Raw genomic sequence first — 18268 nt, 5'->3', positions numbered from 1 at the left:
GTTAATCCTGCCAACGTCGTTTTAATAAACGGGGAAATCGTATCAACATGCCTGCAAGCAAGCGTGCATGGGTTTTCGATATTCCCCAATTATCCCGCCATAGCTGAAAATGTGAAATACCATCGGCTGGATAAATCACTTTGGTTTTTACATTAATAAACCGCATCCCTTGCCAGCTTAAGCGTACTAGTATCTCACTATCAAAGCCCATACGTGGCTGTAAAGAATGATTTTTAATCACCTGATGCGTTGCTGCAACTGGATAAACCCGAAAGCCACACATACTGTCCTTAATCTCCAAGGATAAGGCGTTAATCCACACCCAGACATGCGTCATATAACGACCATATAAGCGTTTTTTCGGTACAGTCACATCAAATACAGGATTACCAATAATCATCGCATGCGGATTTTGCTCTGCTAGTGCTAAAAATCTGGCAATATCCTGCCAATCATGCTGACCATCTACATCCAGTTGCAAGGCATGACTAAACCCATGTTGATCGGCATACTGGATGGCTGTCATCACCGCCTGTCCTTTGCCTTGATTTTCTGCATGTTGTAATAACGTAAAATCAAATTGTTGTTGTAGTGTCGCAATCACACATTTACAGGCAACATCACTGCCATCATCGACCAAAATAACAGGCAACTTAAATTGTTGCAGGTAGCACAAAAGCCGGGATAAATAATGCGGATGATTATAAACAGGTAAGATAATACAGGCGTTGATCATGTTTTATCCTTGCAATTAAATAACAACCGTCCTGAAGCCACACGTTTACCACTGACGTGATCAAGCTGAAAAATTACCTTATTATCCTGTCGTTGCAAATTTAATTGTAAGATATCATAAGGACGGATCAAATCCTGAAATTTAAGCTGTTCATAGCCTGTGCAAAACTCAAAATCCATCCACAGTTGTGGCGAAAATTTAACCAAAAAACCAATTTGCCCGACACCAGGATACACAGGAAAATTCGCAAAATGCCCAGCAAAACATGCCAACTCTGGCAAAAATTCCAGCTGATAAATAAAATGCTCTTCCTGTTGCTGTTGCGTTAAAACTACAGGGCTGACTAAAGGCTGAAATAAGCTTTGCATCAATGCTCGGCTAATTTTGCCTTGTGCATTATGCGGAATCTGTGACATAAAACGCCAGCGTCTTGGCATGGCTATGCTTTCCAACTGACCGGATAACTGTTGTTTTAACTGAGCAACAATGGCTTTTTTACCCAGCGCCAACAATTGCTGTCGCATCTCTGGACTTAACACCACGACCACTGACAACAGCTCACGCTGTCCCTGTTGCGTCAGTAAAGCATAACACTGCTGTACCGCAGAGAGTTGTTCAATACTGTATTCAATCGCATCCAGACTTAAACGTTTTTCTTCGAGTTTAATAATACGATCACTACGCCCCAATAGCTCAAAACCATGTGCCTCCAACTTGGCAACATCGCCTGTGGCAATCCAATCTTGCTGATAAGCATGGGCAGTTTTCACCCATAACTGTTGTTGATCATCAAGCCGAATATCTACATCTGCCAGACTTTGCCAAGATGTATGATCCTGTGTTTGTGTCGCAATACCGCCAGTTTCCGAACTCCCAAACACTTCCACAATCGTTTGTGGATAATATGCCCGAATACCAGCATCTAGCTTACCGCCAGAAGAAAAAATCAATGGGCTGCCAGCAAAATCAAATTGCCCGATACAGCGTTTCAATAAGGCAGGACTAGCAATTAAATAATGATGTCGATTTAATGCTTTAAGCTGTTGTTGTGCGGCAATAATTTGTTCTGGATACGCTAATTGTTGCCGATAAAATGCCTGTCCCGACATCAGTGGCAATAATACTTTAAATAATATGCCATAAATATGTTGATGACTGACACTTGCCAGCATGCAATAAGGTTCAGACAATGAAAAATGATCCTGTAAAACCACGACTTCAGTTAATAGCTGTTGTAAAGTACGTGGAATTTGCTTGGGTTGTCCTGTTGAACCTGAGGTAAAAAAGATCAGTGCTTGCTGTAAAACCCTAGACCAATCCGTCACCAGCGTATTAATGGTTTTTTCCTGCTGAGTTACTGTATATTTTTCATCAATAAATACAATATTTTTTTCAGAAAACTGCTGTTCCAGTTGTGCAATACGATGCGGTGGCAAAATTATGGTTTTTTCTGCGATCAAGCCCGCCCACAGCCAAGATAAAAACAAATAACTGTCTTCTGTCCACAATGCAAACTGGGGTGCGCTTTGTGTTTGTAAATAACAGGCTCGATCTGCTACGCCCTGCCAAAATTCAGCAAAACTTAGACTTTTAGCATTTGCCTCTATCAGCAAAATCTGTTTAGAAAATAAAAAGTGTTGAAATGCCCAAGTTTTCATCGCATCTGTTTCGCCTGATGCCGCTTACGGAGTATAAATTCAGCAAGCAGCAATGCCCCCATTAAAAGATAAGAAATAAAACCATTATAAATTGCCCAAATCTGGGTACTAAAAAATAATACAGTCATTAATGCAATTATCGCATTCAGCAATAAAAACACACACCATACCTGCGTGACTTTTCTGGTCCACTGTACACCCGATTCGGGTAAATCAGGCTGATGCAGTCGTGCAAAGCGTTCAATCATTGACGGTGGTGAATACAGCGTATAAGCAAAAATGATACATGTACCTAAATTCATCAACACAGGATAAAACTTAAGCCCATAATCATTTTGTAATAGCAGACTTAATCCACCACAAAGCAGTGCCAATGCTGTTAAAGGTAAAAATAAGCGATTTGGCTGCAACAAATAACGCAATACAGCAGCAAAAATTAACACAAAACTGATCCAGAGTAATTTTTCATAACGCAATGCCCATAGCACAGCAAATGGATAGAACACCATTAACAGCGTCACCAATGCAGCCAGAGGCTTACGCATGATTTTAATTGATCTGCATTTTTTCGATGACAACCACCACATCTGCAATGGTTCGTACCGATTTAAAATCCTCGGGTTTAATTTGCTGTCCAGTTAATGCCCGAATTTTGACAATTAAATCGACTGCATCAATACTGTCAATATCCAGATCATTATAAAGATGGGCTTCCATCTGTACTTTTGCAGGATCAATCTCAAATAACTCTTCCATCCAGTCCCGTAGCTGGTTTAAGATTTCTTGTTGTGTTGCCATCATGTTCTCACTGTTCAGCATTAAACGGATTGTTGGGATTGTACCAAAGCAACCAGGCTATTAATCGATCTAAAATGTTGTTTTGTTTCTTCTGATTCAGCATTTAATTGAATGTGATAACGCTTTTTTAATGCGACCCCCAATTCTAACGCATCAATTGAATCCAACCCCAAACCGTCACCAAATAAAGGTGCATCATTATCAATATCATCAATACTGATATCTTCTAATACCAGCACATCAATGATCATGTGTTTAATTTCATTTATCAAGTTGCTCATTTAGACAGCTCTTTATCAAAAAAGTCATATAACCAGACATTTAACTGTCTGACATTTTTAGGATTGACCTCAGTCTGAGGTAATATTTCATCAATATTTAAAGCATCCAGCACCTTAATTTCAATATGAAATGGCCGATCTGGAATATGATACCACTTTTCATTTTTGGTTAAAGTTGAAGGTGTACAACGTATGCTGACAGGTCGGATCGGTACTTTTGCCCTTAATGCAATATTTGCTGCACCACGCTGAAAATCATTCAATTTTCTGCCCTTAAGTGTTCGTGTTCCTTCAGGGAAAATGACCAATGATGCAGCATTGCATTGTAATAACTTGGATACACAAGACTGAATAAATTGTTCAGAACCTAAATTTAAAATATAACCTGCACTTTGTACTGGTCCACGGGTAAAGAGATTAGACCATAATGCCTGTTTTACCACACAATTGGCTTGTGGCATCAACCCAATTAACAACACCACATCAATCAAGGTGGGATGATTGGCAATCACCAGTTCACCATAACTATTTTCTAGTTTTTCAATACCTTCAACGTCATACGTCATAATCCCCAAAGCCTTCATCATATCAACAAAGCCTTTAAAACTATGTTTAATGATTTTTTGTGCCAATTGATGTTGTTGTTCAGGCTGACGTTTTAGCAATTTGACTGTCGGTGAAATGACCACAGCAATTAATAATCCCCCTGCACCAAAAGTGGCAAAGCTAAAACCTGTCGCAGCGACACGCCAATAATAATTTATTTTTCTTGTTAACATTTTTTCCAGACCCATGAATTACTCTGCCAAACCATCTGATCACTGTGCCAAAATTGTCTAAAAGCTTCTATTTGTAGTGAATTTTCTATCATTGTTTCATTTATAGGCTGAATATCAACATTTGGGTGTGCCAAAGAAATGATCGCAGCCATTGCAATCGGTTGTGCAACCACAAGCGAATCCTGATAAATCTCAGGCAAAGATTCATCATAGTACACCACGAGGACTTGCTGCTTTTGCTGTGATGTTAAAAAAGCATAAGCATCCAAAACACAATCCTGCCAGACATAGCTGGCATGACTACTCAAACTAACTGAGGGCGTGTCATCCTGAAATAAAATCGAATATAAACCTGCAATCGCATTATGCACGGAAGTAGAAAACTGTGTGGGAGAAATGGCTTGGCTTTCTGCTATATCGTTTAAAATACTGACTGTTTTCTTTTCATCGCCATAACGAGAACTCCACACAATATAATCAACGGAGGTATCCAGAGATAAAAGACAGCTACGAGCCGCATGCAATGCAAGTTTAGCAAGCGAAGATAAGCGGCGACGTTGTATGGCTGGAATATGTTCCAGCGTTTTCAAATCCCTATAGTCACTAAAAAATTGTAAATGAGAAATACGGCATTTATACATTGCAGATATCCACGCAATAAATCGCATAAATGACCAACATTTATCACTTCAATGCGAAAAATTTCGCAGATTATAACAACTGTTGTTTTAGCTTTCAAAACATAAATACTGTCTTGATCAGACAACAATCTTTCAGGAAGCCTGAGATACTGCTAAAACACTCTCAACATTATCTGGCTGCGAGACCAATATGGTTGCAACGGTACGCCCCGTTTCGGTCTGAATATGACAATCAAAAATACCGATTTGATGACGATTTAAAAATTGTAAAGAGATTTCAACCAGTAGCTCTTCACCGACGGCAAAATAATCCTGTGCCATCTCAAAGCGTTTTGAACCCAGTAAAAAGCCAAGTTTTGGCTTGTTGCCTTTCAGTCGCTCCTGTACACCACCAAACATAGCAATGGTTTGTGCCATAATTTCAATCGCCACCCAGCTTGGTAAACCCTGCGACTCGATAAATGGCATATCAGCACGAATGGTGACTTTGGCAATACAGCCATTGTCTTTGACTTCCACCAATTCATCAAGCAATAGCATAGGGGCACGATGTGGAATATAGTATTCAGCATGACAAGGGAGATCGGAAAGTTGCATGAGTTATTCCTTATAGCGATTGATCTTTTGGCTGTTGATCTTTAAAAAACAGGCGGCCACTGGCAACGACTTCCTGTGCAGCATTGCTAAGCTTAAAGTTCATGGATTTTTCTGTTTGTTCCAGCACAATAAAAATCTCTTGATCCGGTAGAATAAAGTTTTGAAACCGCAACTGTTCTATTCGTTGAATGACACCGAGACTGGCAAAATATTGCGAAATAATTTGCTGAACCATGGCAATTTGCGCCACACCGGGGAACACTGCAAATTCTGGAAAATGCCCTTCAAAGGCTAATAATTCCTTGCTTACTGTCGCTTTAAATTCTAGTTTATCTGCTTCCTGTGCAACACATTGTGCCATTGGAATAAACTGCCCCATAGTCGCAATCCTATATGCAATATCTTGATGGAGAACGTGCGAACCCGCATCAATAAGTGAACATTTGTACACTTATAAGCTTAGTCACTCTTTAAGTCCACAACAATGGCGAATCTTCACAGTCTGAATATTTCGTTATTGTCTTAAAACATCATATGCAAGCTTAGAGATGTAACATTCTTTGCTATCAATATTTTGTCCGTTTGAAACCAGCAAGTACTAACTTTGCACATATAAACATCAACAATTGACTCGTTTGATCTTTGCAGCTCAATTTTTATTCATATAGTTTTTTTACCGATAAACCACGTTTATTAAAATAAAGCCAAACAGAAGTATGTTATAAATTGCGCATATTTTTTGCTGTACGGCGTTATGCTCAAATTTTTTCATCATTCTGTTTATCTTCTTATCCTGCTTTTCCCCGCATTATTGACGGGTGGATTGCTGGCATTTGTCGGAAATGCTGCTGATGGTGTTCGTTTAGGCTGTTTATCCTTGCTAGGCTGTGCCATTTTTTACTATGCGGTTAAACGCCAAAGCAAATTACTTTATACCTTGACCGTCATGTGGTGGCTGATTTTCTGGTTTGATAGTGTGTTACGTGCAACAAGCTGGTTCCTATTCGATAGTGATACCAATGCCTATTTTATTATGCAAGCGATTGCCAATACCACGCCACATGAAACCCTAGAATTTTTACAAACCCATCGCCTCAATCTCATTATGCTTGTTGTGTTGTTGTCGATAGTGACTTTAGCTTATTTTTTCTATCTATTTAAATATTTTACCAAACAACACCTAAACGCATTATTACAGCAAAAGTTTAGTCGTTCTCTGATCATTTTGTGCAGCATCACCATGATTACCAGTTATGCCATGCGTCCTGCCCGTGCATTATTTCCTGTACTGTATTGGCAAAACTATTATGCAGAGATACAGAATTTTCAGGATGAAATTTTAAAGCATAAGGATTTACAACAGCAATGGGCGCAATATGCCCGCAATAATCTTGTTTATCAAAAAAATTTTCAGCAACAACAAACGCATGTTCTAGTACTATCGGAAAGTATCACCAGTCTGAATATGGGTGTATGTGGCTATGATCGTGAGACTACACCAGAACTCAAAAAACGCCTTGATCAACTCTACGTATTTTGTCGGGCCTATTCACCCTATCCGTCAACCATTAACTCGCTCAAGGTTAACCTAACCAATAGTTCTGCCATCTTGCCGAATGATGAGCCGACAGAAAGTTTAATCAGCTATGCCGAAGCTGCGGGTTTTAAAGTCTATTGGCTCAGTAATCAAGATGATAGCTATATTTCCTCACTGTTTGGTTCCGATGCAACCACGCACTTTTACAATAACAAACGCTCTGGACGCAGCAGTCAGGCACTGGATGAACAATTACTGCCAGTATATTTTGATGCATTGGCAGATCCGCATCCCAAAAAACTGATTATTCTTCATTTAATTGGTGCACATCCCAATTATGCAGCCCGTTATCCGGTTAAATTTGATCATTTTAACGATGATAATAATGATGAAACAGAAAGTCTTATGGAAGCCAACCAGATTGGTCTTTGGGTACAATCCAAACGTAACCAATATGACAATGCCATTCTTTATCAAGACTGGTTGCTTTCCCAATTATTTGATCCACTACAACGAAATACCGCACTCGGGCAGCGTTCTTTTATCTTTCTATCCGATCATGGTAATGAGGTTGGACATGAGCTGGATTATGCCGGACATAGCCCAAATACGATTGCAGGCTATCAGGTGCCAGTCATTGTATGGCACAATCAGATGAAACTACATGGCATTAATACTAAGGACATCATCGACACTGCTAAACTGGACACGAACTTGATGCATTTGATGGGCATTCGAGATAAAAATGATCACCCACAATTATTCTGGCTAGAACCAAATTATCAATTTAAACCAAATAGTGCCTGGCCCTATTGGCAAAAAAAAGTATCTCCATCTTGAGATAAAATTAGATCCATAAAAAACAGCATCTATGTTTATCCCATGATGCTGTTTTTTATTTTAAAACTAAACGACAAGGTCCTATCGTCTAAATTTCTTCTCTGCCTTTTTGAACTTCTGCACATAACGACGACGACGTGCCGCAGTACGTTCATCAATCTGTGACTTTCTACCTTCAAATGGATTCTCAGCAGTTTTAAAATCAATCCGGACAGGCGTACCTTCCAGTTTATACACCTTGCGGAATACATTTTCCAAATAGCGACGATAATCCGCGGGCGTTTTATCCACTTTATTACCATGAATCACAATGGTAGGGGGATTTTGTCCACCCATATGTGCATAACGCATTTTGATACGACGACCTTGTATCATCGGTGGCTGGTGCTGTTCGGTAGCATCACTTAGAATTTGTGTGAGTTTTGCTGGTGTTACTTTTAAATTGGCAGACTCATACGCACGATGAATCGATGGGTATAGCTCACCCACACCGGTACCATGCAATGCCGAAATCAGATGGATTTTTGCCCATGGAATAAAGTCAAAACGTCGTTCGATCTCCATTTTGACCTGACTGCGATCATAATCGCTCATGCCATCCCATTTATTGATGGCAACCACCAGTGCACGACCCGCTTCTAGTGCATATCCGATCAAATGCAAATCCTGTTCAACAATACCTTCTCTTGCATCAATGACCACGACAATTACATTGGCATCTTTAATGGCTTGCAAAGTTTTAACGATAGAGAATTTCTCGACCGTTTCATCTACCTTGCCTTTACGTCGAACCCCTGCGGTATCAATCAGGGTATATTGACGACCATTACGTTCAAACGGGATATACACCGAATCACGCGTCGTACCCGGCATATCAAAGACCACAACACGATCTTCGCCCAGTAAGCGGTTGACCAGCGTCGATTTACCAACATTGGGCCGACCAATCATGGCAAGGCGTAAACCTGTTTTTTTATCATGCTCTTCAGGATTTTCATCTTCTGGCAAGTCTGCCAGAACATCTTCCAGCATTTGTGCCACACCACGACCATGGCTAGCAGCCACATGCATCGGCTCGCCGAAACCCAGTTTAAAAAACTCTGTGACAGCAGCTTCTGCATGGGTACCATCGACTTTATTGGCGACCAGAAAAACTTTTTTGCCTAAAGTACGTAGCTCTCGGGCAATTTGCTCATCTGATGCAAGCAAGCCAGCACGGGCATCGACCACAAAAATAATGATATCGGCTTCATTGATGGCAGTTTTAGATTGCTCCGCCATATAAGAATCAATACCTTGCTCACTTTCACCAATCCCACCGGTATCGACCACGATAAAGGATTTATTCTGGTAAGTCGCATCACCATATTTACGATCTCGAGTGAGACCAGCAAAGTCGGCAACAAGTGCATCACGACTTTTGGTGATTTGATTGAAAAGTGTAGATTTTCCGACGTTTGGACGCCCGATTAACGCAATAACTGGTTTCATAAAACTGTCTTTAAAAATCAGGGAGTTTGCCAAACACTAAAGTTGCCTTTAGTTGTCGCAACATAAAGTAAATTATCTTCTACACGTAAAGTACGCACATCACCAGAAGTTTTTTCACGGCCATTAACCTTTCCTGTGGCTGGATCAATCAGATGTAATACCCCATCATAATCTCCCACCACCAGAATATTACCCAAAACCACAGGGTTACTCAGACTACGATGCGCAAGCTCATCGTTTTGCCAAAGTTTATTACCGCTATACAAATCATAAGCCACCAAACTACCATCGGTATTGGCAACATAAACAGCTTTATTATCCACTGCGGGACTATTCAGACTGCTGGCTTTTTCAGACCACAATACCTGTTGGGAGCTTAAATCCACTACAGTGACTTGCCCCTGAAAACTGACCGTGACCATCTTATCACCGATCACTACAGGCTGACCATCAATATCAATCAATCGCTGAATATCGCCACGTCCATCATTCACTGCAACCCGACGCTGCCAGTTCGGTACCCCAGTAATCACATCTAATGCATAGACATAACCATTGGCAGATGCCACAGCAATGGTACGCTGATCAATCACGGTAGGCGCAGCATAACCACGGACCCGTAAAGAAGCATCCGGCAAATCAAAGGTCCAAATTAATTGGCCACTACGCACATCATGGGCAAAAACTGTACCATCATTGCTAATACTGACCACACGATTCTGGAAAATCAAAGCGGGACTTAAAATCGAACCGGTCAGTTGTTGTTGCCACAAGGTCTGACCTGTCTTGGCATCCAATGCAAAAATTTGCCCTTGATGATTACCGACCACGGCAATACCTTGTGCAACTGAAACACCCGTAGTTAAGGCCTTACTTGGACGAACTTCCCAGAGTTTATTTTTACCATTGAGAGCAGCTACCTTGCCATCTGGATCGACACTGTAATACACACCATCAAAACGATCCAACTGATAACGCAAAGGATCATGCTTTGGACTAGATGACACACTGGTTTGAAAAACCGGTTTTAATTGTTGTGTGACTTGAATCTTGGGTAAGGGATTCGGTTTTGGTTCTTCAACTTTAATCCCACTTTTGCTCGAACAACCGAGTAAAGCAACGGATAATAGGGTGAGTGCAAAAGGAATTTTAACGATATTTTTCATCGGTTATGACTCGCTCGGGATGTTCGCAGATGCTTGGCTAGGGGTTAAGACTGGACTTTCAATTTTAGGATCTTCTACTAAAACACCCAAGTTTGCCAATTTAATTTGTAATAATTCACGAGGTTGTTCACGTTTAACCAAAACCTCCCATGCTTGTTGATAGGCTTTCTTCGCAGCTTCAAAATCATTTTTTGTCACATAAATATCGCCTTTTGCTTCGGCAACCGAAGGAATAAATGCTTCATTATTAATGCCATCAAGCGTTTTTAATGCTGCATCAAGTTGTTCCTGAGCAACTTGCGTATAAGCCAAATGAAGTTTCACAATGGATTTTAAACCTTCATCTTTAACTTTACTGGTTTCTGCCTGAGTTAAAATTTTATTGGCCGCAGCATAATCTTTTTTATCAAACGCAAGTTTTGCCAGCAACAATTGTGTTTGAACCGCCTGTGCACTGTCCGGATTTTCCTGCACGATCTTATTCCCATCGGCAGTCAGTTTTTTATAACTGGCATCATCAACAGTGGCAAGTTGTGACTGATTCAATAAATTCTGATATTGAACGGTCAGATTGCTTGAACCTACGGTTTGTTTTTTATCCCACCATTGCCAGCCAAAAAATACACAAAGTGCAAGAAGTACACCTGTCACAATAGGCGAACCATAGCGTTTGACAAAGGAGCTTAACTTTTCCTTTTGTTCATCGTCTGTCATTGCAGTCATGTATACTTCTTCCTTTTTCAAATTTAATGCTATGGATTACTGCGTCAATTGCTTCTGATTGAAGAGTGCCTGTTGCAAATAATCAACCAGTTTAACCAGATCAACATGCTGTTGTTCCGCATTGGCCAGATGTTTCACCAGCACTTGCTGGCTTTCCCATTCACGCTCACCTAAAATCAGCGCAAGCGTTGCACCGGATTGATCGGCCTTTTTCATCTGGCTTTTCATGCTGCCCTGTGAACCTGTTTTTAAACGAATGCTTAAGGCCGCTTGTTCAAATTGATTACGCAGTTGTTCTGCCAACACCAGTGCTTTACCTTGATATGCAGGTTCGGCCAGTAAAAATACCTCACAATCGGTAATGGTTTCTGTCAGTTGTTGTTCCAATAACAACAGCAAACGTTCCATACCCATGGCAAAACCGACCGCAGGCACCGATTGATCTGCCTTACCTTTTAACTGACCGACCAGACCATCATAGCGTCCACCAGCACATACTGTGCCTTGTGAACCAAGATGCGTGGTGGTCCATTCAAATACTGTTTTATTATAATAATCCAGACCACGTACCAGTTTTTGATTAATCACAAATTGAATACCGGCATCAGTCAAATACTGCTGTAATTGCTGAAAATGATCCAGACTGTCCTGTTGCAGGAAATCGTGTAACTTAGGTGCCTGCTCTAGAATTTTTTGCGTACTTTCGATTTTGGAATCCAAAATCCGTAATGGATTGGTACCTAAACGACGTTGCGAATCTTCATCCAGTGCGTCTTTATGCTGATTTAAATATTCAACCAGTGCAGTACGATATTGGGCACGTTCATCGCTTTCACCCAATGTGTTTAGTTCAAGCTGAACCTTATCGGCCACACCCATACGCTGCCATAAACGGGCCGTCATCAAGATCACTTCGGCATCCATATCCGGTGTTGCGACACCAAAGGTTTCCACACCAAACTGATGGAACTGACGATAACGCCCCTTTTGCGGTTTTTCATAGCGGAACATCGGGCCGACATACCAGACCCGAGGTGTTGCACCACGTAAAAGATTGTGTTCCAGCATGGCACGTACACAACCTGCTGTACCTTCTGGACGTAAAGTCAAGGATTCCGGTGGATTACCCTTGTCCAAAAAGGTGTACATTTCTTTTTCAACAATATCGGTCGCATCACCAATCGAACGTTTAAATAGACTGGTTTGTTCAACAATCGGCAAACGGATTTGTTGATAGCCGTAGGCATCCATTAAAGACGCAAGATGCTGCTCCAAACGACGCCATGCTGGCGTTTGGCTAGGAAGAATATCGTTAAAACCTTTGATTGCTGTAATTGAACTCATAACCTACTCAGGAACTTGTGCGAATAATCTCTTTTGATTTAGCTTCTTCAAGCTCTTTAACACGTTGACGAACCATTGTTTCGACTTCATCAACCAAACTATCTGTATCAATTAAATGGCTTTTTTCACCATTGCGATACACCAATGACCGGGGACTTGCCCCAACCACACCAATATCCGCTTCTTTCGCTTCACCCGGACCATTGACCTTACAGCCAATCACCGATACATCCATCGGTGTACGAATATCTTCCAAACGCTCTTCCAGCATTTGCATGGCTTTAATCACATTAAACTCTTGTCGTGAACAACTAGGACATGCAATAAAATTAATGCCATTGGAACGTAAACCTAACGATTTTAAAATATCAAAACCAATTTTGACTTCATCTTCGGGTTCTGCCGCCAATGAAATCCGCATGGTGTCGCCAATGCCTTCCAGCAACAAACCACCTAATGCAATGGCTGATTTCACCGTACCGGTACGATAGATCCCGGCTTCGGTTACACCCAGATGTAAAGGATTATCAATTTGTTTGGATAATAAACGATACGCATCCAAAGTCAAAAAAACATTTGAAGCTTTAACACTGATTTTAAACTCATGAAAATTTAAACGGTCTAAAATATCAATATGCCGCATGGCCGATTCCAGCAATGCCTCACCTGTTGGTTCACCATATTTCTTCTGTAAATCTTTTTCCAGTGAACCGGCATTGACCCCAATACGCATGGAAATATCATGATGACGTGCAGCCGCCACCACTTCACGGATCTTGTCTTCCGAACCGATATTGCCCGGATTGATGCGTAAACAATCTGCACCGCGATCTGCAACAGCCAGCGCAATTTTATAATCGAAATGAATATCTGCCACAAGCGGCACTTGCACCTGTTTGCGTATTTCACCAAATGCTTCTGCGGCTTGCATAGATGGAACCGATACCCGTACGATATCGGCACCCGCATTTGCACAGCGCTGAATTTGTGCCACCGTCGCATCAACATCGCACGTTTCGGTATTGGTCATGGTCTGCACACTGATTGGTGCATCGCCACCCACATAGACCGAACCGACACGAATCTTGCGTGTCGGACGACGTTGAATTGGATTGTGTATCATGATGTTTTACCTGTACAAGATACCAAATGAATAAAACAAAAACTAAGGAGACAGTCTAAAATCAGCCGAACCATTAGATTTTGTATAGCTAGATAAGCCAATCGTCTCATTATTAAGTTTCAATTTAACTGCACTGGCGTCATCTAAGCGAATACTGAATGGGGCCTCACCATTCAAATTTAAAGTGTCAGCCTGACGACCCTGCGCCAATGTTTTACCAGTAGCGTCGGCAATCATGACCGAGGTCGGTTGACTAAACTCTAATACTAATTGATCTCCGCTGGCAGAATGGGTTGCGCCACTATTCATCGGCAAGACTTCAACCACATTATTACGATCAAGCGCATCGACTTCAGTCACTGCTTTTTTACTGTTCCAATTACTTAAACCAGCCCAGATTGCCCAAAGCAACACCACCAGAACAATCAAAATAAATAAGCGTTTAACCCATTTATTGATGCCACGTCGCCCACTACTAGACAAACGCCCCATGATCTTGATCGGGGAATCCTTTAATGCATGATTTGGCGGTAAGCCGGTATCATTACTATAGATTTCATCAAATCTTTGAATTAAAGCCGTCGCATCGGTATTCAGGAATTTGGCATAGGCGCGATAATAGCCTTTAATAAAAGGCGCTTCGGGTAAAGCTTTATAATCGTCCTTTTCTAGCGCCGTCAATTGTTTCTCTGGAATTTTTAATGCCTGTGCAACGTCTGCCAACTCTTTTTTCTGAGACAAACGAATTTGACGCAAATACTCGCCAGGACGTTGAGAGTTTCCTAATCCAGTGGAGGTGGAAGTCGTAGATTTAGGAGTATTTGAGTTTATTTCCATACCGCCTCAGAACTATTTTGTAGCTGTAAATAACGTTTATATTCGGGACTATCCGGAAATTGGGCACGCAATTGGTTGGCCAGCACCTTCATTCCCATCTCATCATTTCTTGCACGTGCCAAGCGCAACCCAATCCATAAGGCACGTGCACCCTGGTTGGTTTGTCCAGTATAGCGGACATAATCTTCGTACATTTGCCCCGCCAATGTAAAGCGTTGCTGAAAATAAAGCAATTCTGCCAATTCCAAACGAGAGATGACAGCATCACGATTGGCTTGTAATGCCTGAGTAAAAGCCTGCTCCGCATTGGCTGTATCACCCAGTTTCAAATAGGTACGTCCCAAGTTTTCCAGTGCAGAGAAACGCTGTTCATAGCCCAGCGTCGTGCCTGCAATTTTAAATTGTTCTATCGCCTCTTGGTAACGACCCTGCTGGAATAAATATGTACCATAATTGTTACGGGCCTGCGGATACTTTGCATCAATCGAAATTGCACGTCTAAAGTATTCTTCTGCTTTTTTCATGTTGGTCGGGCTGCCTTCTTGCTGCAACAGCACACCCATCATCAAATTTGCCTCAATCGAACGAGAATTAATCTTCAAGGCCTGATCTAGTTCATTTTTAGCTTTATCTAGATCACCTGTACGGATATATTCAGCTGCCAGTTGTGTCCGTAACTGTACAGCTCTGGCAGGATTTTTATCACCGAGCGTCGAATTGGACGTGGTGGTCTGACAACCTGTCATCCCCCACATTGTACATGACAATATCATGATCTGGCCAAACCGAGCTACCTTCATCCCACCCATAACCTTTTAATTAATCACCTTGCGTTCTTAAAATCTCACCCTGCTGGCTTGCAACTTTTTTCTGCCAGCGCTCTGCACGACGAGTACGGTCTGCAACCTGTCCAACCAACTGACCGCATGCTGCATCAATATCATCACCACGTGTTTGTCGAATCGTACACACAAATCCGGCATCTGACAAAGTTTTTTGAAACGCCATGATCCGATTTCGGCTGGAACGCCCATAAGGTGCATGAGGAAAAGGATTAAAAGGAATTAAATTAATTTTGCTTGGCAAATCTTTAAGCAGTCTTAATAATTGCTGCGCATGCTCGGCTTTATCGTTCACGCCATCGAGCATGACATATTCAATGGTGATATGTTTGCGGCTACTTTCATTGCCATCTTTGGCAAGATAACGCTGTGCCGCAGCAATCAATTGTTCCAATGGATATTTCTTATTAATCGGTACCAGTTCATCGCGCAATTCATTATTCGGTGCATGTAAGGAGATTGCCAAAGCAACATCAATGGTTTCCGCCAGTTTATCAATCATCGGTACAACGCCGGAAGTTGATAAAGTCACACGACGTTTTGACATACCGTAAGCAAAATCATCCAGCATCAATGCCATAGAAGCGACCACTGGCTCGAAATTAAGTAGAGGCTCGCCCATACCCATCATCACCACATTGGTAACCGTACGGCTACGCTCAGCAATCGGCACATCTTCCATATACGACTGATTGGCGACCCAAAGCTGACCGATAATTTCCGCAGGACTAAGATCACGCTGAAAACCCTGTTTCCCGGTGGAACAGAAGGAACAATCCAGCGCACAACCCACCTGAGATGAAATACACAATGTTTTACGGGCACCAGTTTTATCATCGGCTGGAATCAATACGGTTTCCACCAAAGAACCCGCACCATCGCCAACCCGAAATACCCATTTCCGTGTACCATCTTTGGAATAATTGCGATGCACAACTTCAGGCGCACAAATTTCGGCAATCTTTTCCAGTTTTTCCCGTAATTTGCCCGAAATATTGGTCATTTGGGCAAAGTCAGTGACTCCGAACTGGTGAATCCACTTCATGACCTGACCAGCACGGAATTTCTTTTCACCCAATTGCTCAAAAAACTGTTCCAGTTCAGGACGCGTCATGCCTAACAGGTTTACTTTCTCCACAGCAAACACTGCTGCGGAAGAACCTTGTTCTGTCGCGGATGTCGATTGTGGCATAACAGCATTCATGAGCAGACCTATTTCGCTATTTGGCTTTGGGTGCGTAAATTAAATTCGGTAAAATGTCACGTCTGGATATAAAGTACGTGAAAAGAAATTTGCATCAATAAAAAACCAGATAAGTATAGCACTTATCTGGTTGGTGTACTGTTAAGAATTAACGTGTACGTGGATAGATCTCATCTGCATTAAAGAAGTATGCAATTTCACGTTCAGCTGATGCAACAGAATCTGAACCGTGTGCAGCATTTTCATCGATACTTACTGCAAAATCTGCACGGATTGTACCAGGTGCAGCTTCTTTCGGGTTGGTTGCACCAAGAATATCACGGTGTGCAAGTACAGCATTTTCACCTTCAAGTACAGAAACCACAACAGGACCAGAAGTCATGAATTCAACCAGATCGTTAAAGAAACCACGTTCTTTATGCTCTGCATAAAAACCTTCTGCATCTGCTTTTGACAAATGTTTGTATTTGATTGCAACAGGTTTTAAACCAGCTTTTTCAAAACGTGCAATGATGTCACCGATGTGGTTTTTGCCTACAGCATCTGGCTTAATAATAGATAAAGTACGTTCAATCGCCATGGTTGGCTCCCTAATGGTAATGTTAACCGAAAAAAATTTTCCGCATTATATACGAGCATCGCCCTTAAGATATAGTATTTTATGTATTAAATTAGCCAGTTTGATTAAAGCAAAATAATTTAAATCCTTGGCACAACATACATCATCTACAAAAATTTTTATGCCGTACCAAAACAACCAAAAGATTGCATGAATCTATCTATTCAGATCAAGATTTACAGTATAAATCTTATCGAGCTTCATCAATCCACGCCATTTGAATCGCCTCCAGAACACCCTCACTGGATTTATTCGGATCATCTTCAAAATCCGGCAGTGCACAAATCCATTGGTGTAAATCGGTAAAACGGATATATTGCGGATCCACTTCTGGGTGTGCTTCATAAAGTTCAATTGCAATATCAATTGCATCTGTCCAACGTAATGCCATGATCGTTCACCTAAATTTTTTCTTGGCAGATACTTTAACAAAAATTTGTAGCGAGACAATCTTAAAATCTATATTTTAACGGCCAATCATTCATACTTTACAACATGATGTTAAACACAGGTGCCAGCCAAAGCGTCAGCGATGCCACAACTACGCCAATGGTTGCCCCAACGATCACATCGGTTGGATAATGCAGCCCCAGAATCATACGTGACAAAGCGATAAGCAAGGTAAAAGGCAGCATGATCAACAATAGAACCGGCACAATCGAACCTAATATCGTTGTAATCATGACAGCATGCAGCGTATGCCCTGAAGGAAAACTAAAATGATCCAGTGGACGCTCTCCCAGAATAATCACCTGATGTACCTGATAAGGTCTAGGGCGTACGGTATGACGTTTTAATACTTTATAAATTAATGTGCCAATACTGCTTGCTGCAACCAGATACATCACCTGAGAAAAATAACTGATGCCCTGTATAAACCAGACGATGCCCAGCATGGCACCCCAAAACAGGCCATCGCCCAGTCGACTAATTGTTCTAAAGAAAAGTGCAATGTTTGGATTTTCAGACCAGTGATTAAGATAAACACAACTGCGTAAATCCCAATCCAGAATGGTTTTGTGTGCTATTTTAATTCTACTCATGGGTGTATC

21 protein-coding genes are annotated in these 18268 nt (G+C 41.4%); 1 reads left to right on the top strand and 20 read right to left on the bottom strand.

From position 1 onward, the window contains the following. Position 1: 1 nt before the first annotated feature. The 9 genes from CRO21_RS01360 to CRO21_RS01320 form a co-directional block, all read right to left on the bottom strand. Complete coding sequence (locus CRO21_RS01360; RefSeq protein ID WP_171293954.1) at positions 2-736, bottom strand: glycosyltransferase family 2 protein; 735 nt, start codon at positions 734-736, stop codon at positions 2-4. Continuing rightward, positions 733-2394 carry an AMP-binding protein gene (locus tag CRO21_RS01355; RefSeq protein ID WP_097077557.1) on the bottom strand — a complete coding sequence of 554 codons (1662 nt, stop codon included), beginning with the start codon at positions 2392-2394 and terminating at the stop codon, positions 733-735. The genes CRO21_RS01360 and CRO21_RS01355 overlap by 4 nt, the downstream gene beginning before the upstream one ends. Next, positions 2391-2939 carry a COG4648 family protein gene (locus CRO21_RS01350; protein WP_097077556.1) on the bottom strand — a complete coding sequence of 183 codons (549 nt, stop codon included), beginning with the start codon at positions 2937-2939 and terminating at the stop codon, positions 2391-2393. Before CRO21_RS01350 ends, CRO21_RS01355 begins: the two co-directional genes overlap by 4 nt. Positions 2940-2943: 4 nt before the next feature. Further along, positions 2944-3192: an acyl carrier protein gene (locus CRO21_RS01345; protein ID WP_097077555.1), complete on the bottom strand. Its 249-nt coding sequence runs from the start codon at positions 3190-3192 to the stop codon at positions 2944-2946. A 20-nt stretch (positions 3193-3212) separates the two neighbouring features. Beyond that, positions 3213-3473 carry a phosphopantetheine-binding protein gene (locus tag CRO21_RS01340; RefSeq protein WP_097077554.1) on the bottom strand — a complete coding sequence of 87 codons (261 nt, stop codon included), beginning with the start codon at positions 3471-3473 and terminating at the stop codon, positions 3213-3215. Beyond that, positions 3470-4252: a lysophospholipid acyltransferase family protein gene (locus tag CRO21_RS01335; protein WP_228150332.1), complete on the bottom strand. Its 783-nt coding sequence runs from the start codon at positions 4250-4252 to the stop codon at positions 3470-3472. Before CRO21_RS01335 ends, CRO21_RS01340 begins: the two co-directional genes overlap by 4 nt. Beyond that, positions 4246-4893: a beta-ketoacyl synthase chain length factor gene (locus tag CRO21_RS01330; protein WP_097077552.1), complete on the bottom strand. Its 648-nt coding sequence runs from the start codon at positions 4891-4893 to the stop codon at positions 4246-4248. Before CRO21_RS01330 ends, CRO21_RS01335 begins: the two co-directional genes overlap by 7 nt. A gap of 132 nt (positions 4894-5025) precedes the next feature. Then, positions 5026-5490 carry an ApeP family dehydratase gene (locus tag CRO21_RS01325; RefSeq protein WP_097077551.1) on the bottom strand — a complete coding sequence of 155 codons (465 nt, stop codon included), beginning with the start codon at positions 5488-5490 and terminating at the stop codon, positions 5026-5028. A gap of 10 nt (positions 5491-5500) precedes the next feature. Then, entirely contained in the window at positions 5501-5869 is a 369-nt protein-coding gene (locus CRO21_RS01320) for a hotdog family protein (RefSeq protein WP_097077550.1), read from the bottom strand. 375 nt (positions 5870-6244) lie between these two features. Between CRO21_RS01320 and CRO21_RS01315 the strand changes: the two genes are divergently transcribed. Continuing rightward, a complete protein-coding gene (locus CRO21_RS01315) occupies positions 6245-7867 on the top strand; it encodes a phosphoethanolamine transferase (RefSeq protein ID WP_097077549.1) in 1623 nt (540 codons plus the stop codon). 81 nt (positions 7868-7948) lie between these two features. Here CRO21_RS01315 and der read toward each other — a convergent pair whose 3' ends face one another. From der to CRO21_RS01260, 11 genes are all read right to left on the bottom strand, one after another. Further along, on the bottom strand, positions 7949-9358 hold the full coding sequence (der, locus tag CRO21_RS01310; protein WP_097077548.1) for a ribosome biogenesis GTPase Der: 1410 nt from the start codon (positions 9356-9358) through the stop codon (positions 7949-7951). A 17-nt stretch (positions 9359-9375) separates the two neighbouring features. Further along, positions 9376-10524: an outer membrane protein assembly factor BamB gene (gene bamB, locus CRO21_RS01305; protein ID WP_097077547.1), complete on the bottom strand. Its 1149-nt coding sequence runs from the start codon at positions 10522-10524 to the stop codon at positions 9376-9378. A 3-nt stretch (positions 10525-10527) separates the two neighbouring features. Then, a complete protein-coding gene (locus CRO21_RS01300; RefSeq protein WP_097077546.1) occupies positions 10528-11247 on the bottom strand; it encodes a YfgM family protein in 720 nt (239 codons plus the stop codon). A gap of 36 nt (positions 11248-11283) precedes the next feature. Then, positions 11284-12591 carry a histidine--tRNA ligase gene (gene hisS / locus CRO21_RS01295; RefSeq protein WP_097077545.1) on the bottom strand — a complete coding sequence of 436 codons (1308 nt, stop codon included), beginning with the start codon at positions 12589-12591 and terminating at the stop codon, positions 11284-11286. 7 nt (positions 12592-12598) lie between these two features. Continuing rightward, positions 12599-13714, bottom strand: coding sequence for a flavodoxin-dependent (E)-4-hydroxy-3-methylbut-2-enyl-diphosphate synthase (ispG, locus tag CRO21_RS01290; RefSeq protein ID WP_097077544.1), 1116 nt, complete (start codon positions 13712-13714; stop codon positions 12599-12601). A 42-nt stretch (positions 13715-13756) separates the two neighbouring features. Beyond that, positions 13757-14551, bottom strand: coding sequence for a helix-turn-helix domain-containing protein (locus tag CRO21_RS01285; RefSeq protein ID WP_097077543.1), 795 nt, complete (start codon positions 14549-14551; stop codon positions 13757-13759). Beyond that, positions 14542-15351, bottom strand: coding sequence for a type IV pilus biogenesis/stability protein PilW (gene pilW, locus CRO21_RS01280; protein ID WP_097078095.1), 810 nt, complete (start codon positions 15349-15351; stop codon positions 14542-14544). Before pilW ends, CRO21_RS01285 begins: the two co-directional genes overlap by 10 nt. A 19-nt stretch (positions 15352-15370) precedes the next feature. Next, entirely contained in the window at positions 15371-16585 is a 1215-nt protein-coding gene (gene rlmN / locus CRO21_RS01275) for a 23S rRNA (adenine(2503)-C(2))-methyltransferase RlmN (RefSeq protein WP_228150355.1), read from the bottom strand. Positions 16586-16745: 160 nt separating this feature from the next. Then, on the bottom strand, positions 16746-17177 hold the full coding sequence (gene ndk, locus CRO21_RS01270) for a nucleoside-diphosphate kinase (RefSeq protein ID WP_087619424.1): 432 nt from the start codon (positions 17175-17177) through the stop codon (positions 16746-16748). A gap of 229 nt (positions 17178-17406) precedes the next feature. After that, on the bottom strand, positions 17407-17607 hold the full coding sequence (gene iscX / locus CRO21_RS01265) for a Fe-S cluster assembly protein IscX (RefSeq protein ID WP_097077541.1): 201 nt from the start codon (positions 17605-17607) through the stop codon (positions 17407-17409). A gap of 97 nt (positions 17608-17704) precedes the next feature. Next, a complete protein-coding gene (locus tag CRO21_RS01260; RefSeq protein WP_097077540.1) occupies positions 17705-18259 on the bottom strand; it encodes a phosphatase PAP2 family protein in 555 nt (184 codons plus the stop codon). Positions 18260-18268: the final 9 nt, after the last annotated feature.

The organism is Acinetobacter puyangensis (genome assembly GCF_900096995.1).
Lineage (GTDB): Bacteria > Pseudomonadota > Gammaproteobacteria > Pseudomonadales > Moraxellaceae > Acinetobacter > Acinetobacter puyangensis.
This window is presented reverse-complemented; position numbering and strand designations above follow the sequence as displayed.

Excerpts from the sequence above, each read along its gene's own strand:
- CRO21_RS01360 (WP_171293954.1), bottom strand. The coding sequence starts at position 736 with ATGATCAACGCCTGTATTATCTTACCTGTTTATAATCATCCGCATTAT.
- CRO21_RS01355 (WP_097077557.1), bottom strand. The coding sequence starts at position 2,394 with ATGAAAACTTGGGCATTTCAACACTTTTTATTTTCTAAACAGATTTTG.
- CRO21_RS01350 (WP_097077556.1), bottom strand. The coding sequence starts at position 2,939 with ATGCGTAAGCCTCTGGCTGCATTGGTGACGCTGTTAATGGTGTTCTAT.
- CRO21_RS01345 (WP_097077555.1), bottom strand. The coding sequence starts at position 3,192 with ATGGCAACACAACAAGAAATCTTAAACCAGCTACGGGACTGGATGGAA.
- CRO21_RS01340 (WP_097077554.1), bottom strand. The coding sequence starts at position 3,473 with ATGAGCAACTTGATAAATGAAATTAAACACATGATCATTGATGTGCTG.
- CRO21_RS01335 (WP_228150332.1), bottom strand. The coding sequence starts at position 4,252 with ATGTTAACAAGAAAAATAAATTATTATTGGCGTGTCGCTGCGACAGGT.
- CRO21_RS01330 (WP_097077552.1), bottom strand. The coding sequence starts at position 4,893 with ATGTATAAATGCCGTATTTCTCATTTACAATTTTTTAGTGACTATAGG.
- CRO21_RS01325 (WP_097077551.1), bottom strand. The coding sequence starts at position 5,490 with ATGCAACTTTCCGATCTCCCTTGTCATGCTGAATACTATATTCCACAT.
- CRO21_RS01320 (WP_097077550.1), bottom strand. The coding sequence starts at position 5,869 with ATGGGGCAGTTTATTCCAATGGCACAATGTGTTGCACAGGAAGCAGAT.
- CRO21_RS01315 (WP_097077549.1), top strand. The coding sequence starts at position 6,245 with ATGCTCAAATTTTTTCATCATTCTGTTTATCTTCTTATCCTGCTTTTC.
- der (WP_097077548.1), bottom strand. The coding sequence starts at position 9,358 with ATGAAACCAGTTATTGCGTTAATCGGGCGTCCAAACGTCGGAAAATCT.
- bamB (WP_097077547.1), bottom strand. The coding sequence starts at position 10,524 with ATGAAAAATATCGTTAAAATTCCTTTTGCACTCACCCTATTATCCGTT.
- CRO21_RS01300 (WP_097077546.1), bottom strand. The coding sequence starts at position 11,247 with ATGACTGCAATGACAGACGATGAACAAAAGGAAAAGTTAAGCTCCTTT.
- hisS (WP_097077545.1), bottom strand. The coding sequence starts at position 12,591 with ATGAGTTCAATTACAGCAATCAAAGGTTTTAACGATATTCTTCCTAGC.
- ispG (WP_097077544.1), bottom strand. The coding sequence starts at position 13,714 with ATGATACACAATCCAATTCAACGTCGTCCGACACGCAAGATTCGTGTC.
- CRO21_RS01285 (WP_097077543.1), bottom strand. The coding sequence starts at position 14,551 with ATGGAAATAAACTCAAATACTCCTAAATCTACGACTTCCACCTCCACT.
- pilW (WP_097078095.1), bottom strand. The coding sequence starts at position 15,351 with ATGAAGGTAGCTCGGTTTGGCCAGATCATGATATTGTCATGTACAATG.
- rlmN (WP_228150355.1), bottom strand. The coding sequence starts at position 16,585 with ATGCCACAATCGACATCCGCGACAGAACAAGGTTCTTCCGCAGCAGTG.
- ndk (WP_087619424.1), bottom strand. The coding sequence starts at position 17,177 with ATGGCGATTGAACGTACTTTATCTATTATTAAGCCAGATGCTGTAGGC.
- iscX (WP_097077541.1), bottom strand. The coding sequence starts at position 17,607 with ATGGCATTACGTTGGACAGATGCAATTGATATTGCAATTGAACTTTAT.
- CRO21_RS01260 (WP_097077540.1), bottom strand. The coding sequence starts at position 18,259 with ATGAGTAGAATTAAAATAGCACACAAAACCATTCTGGATTGGGATTTA.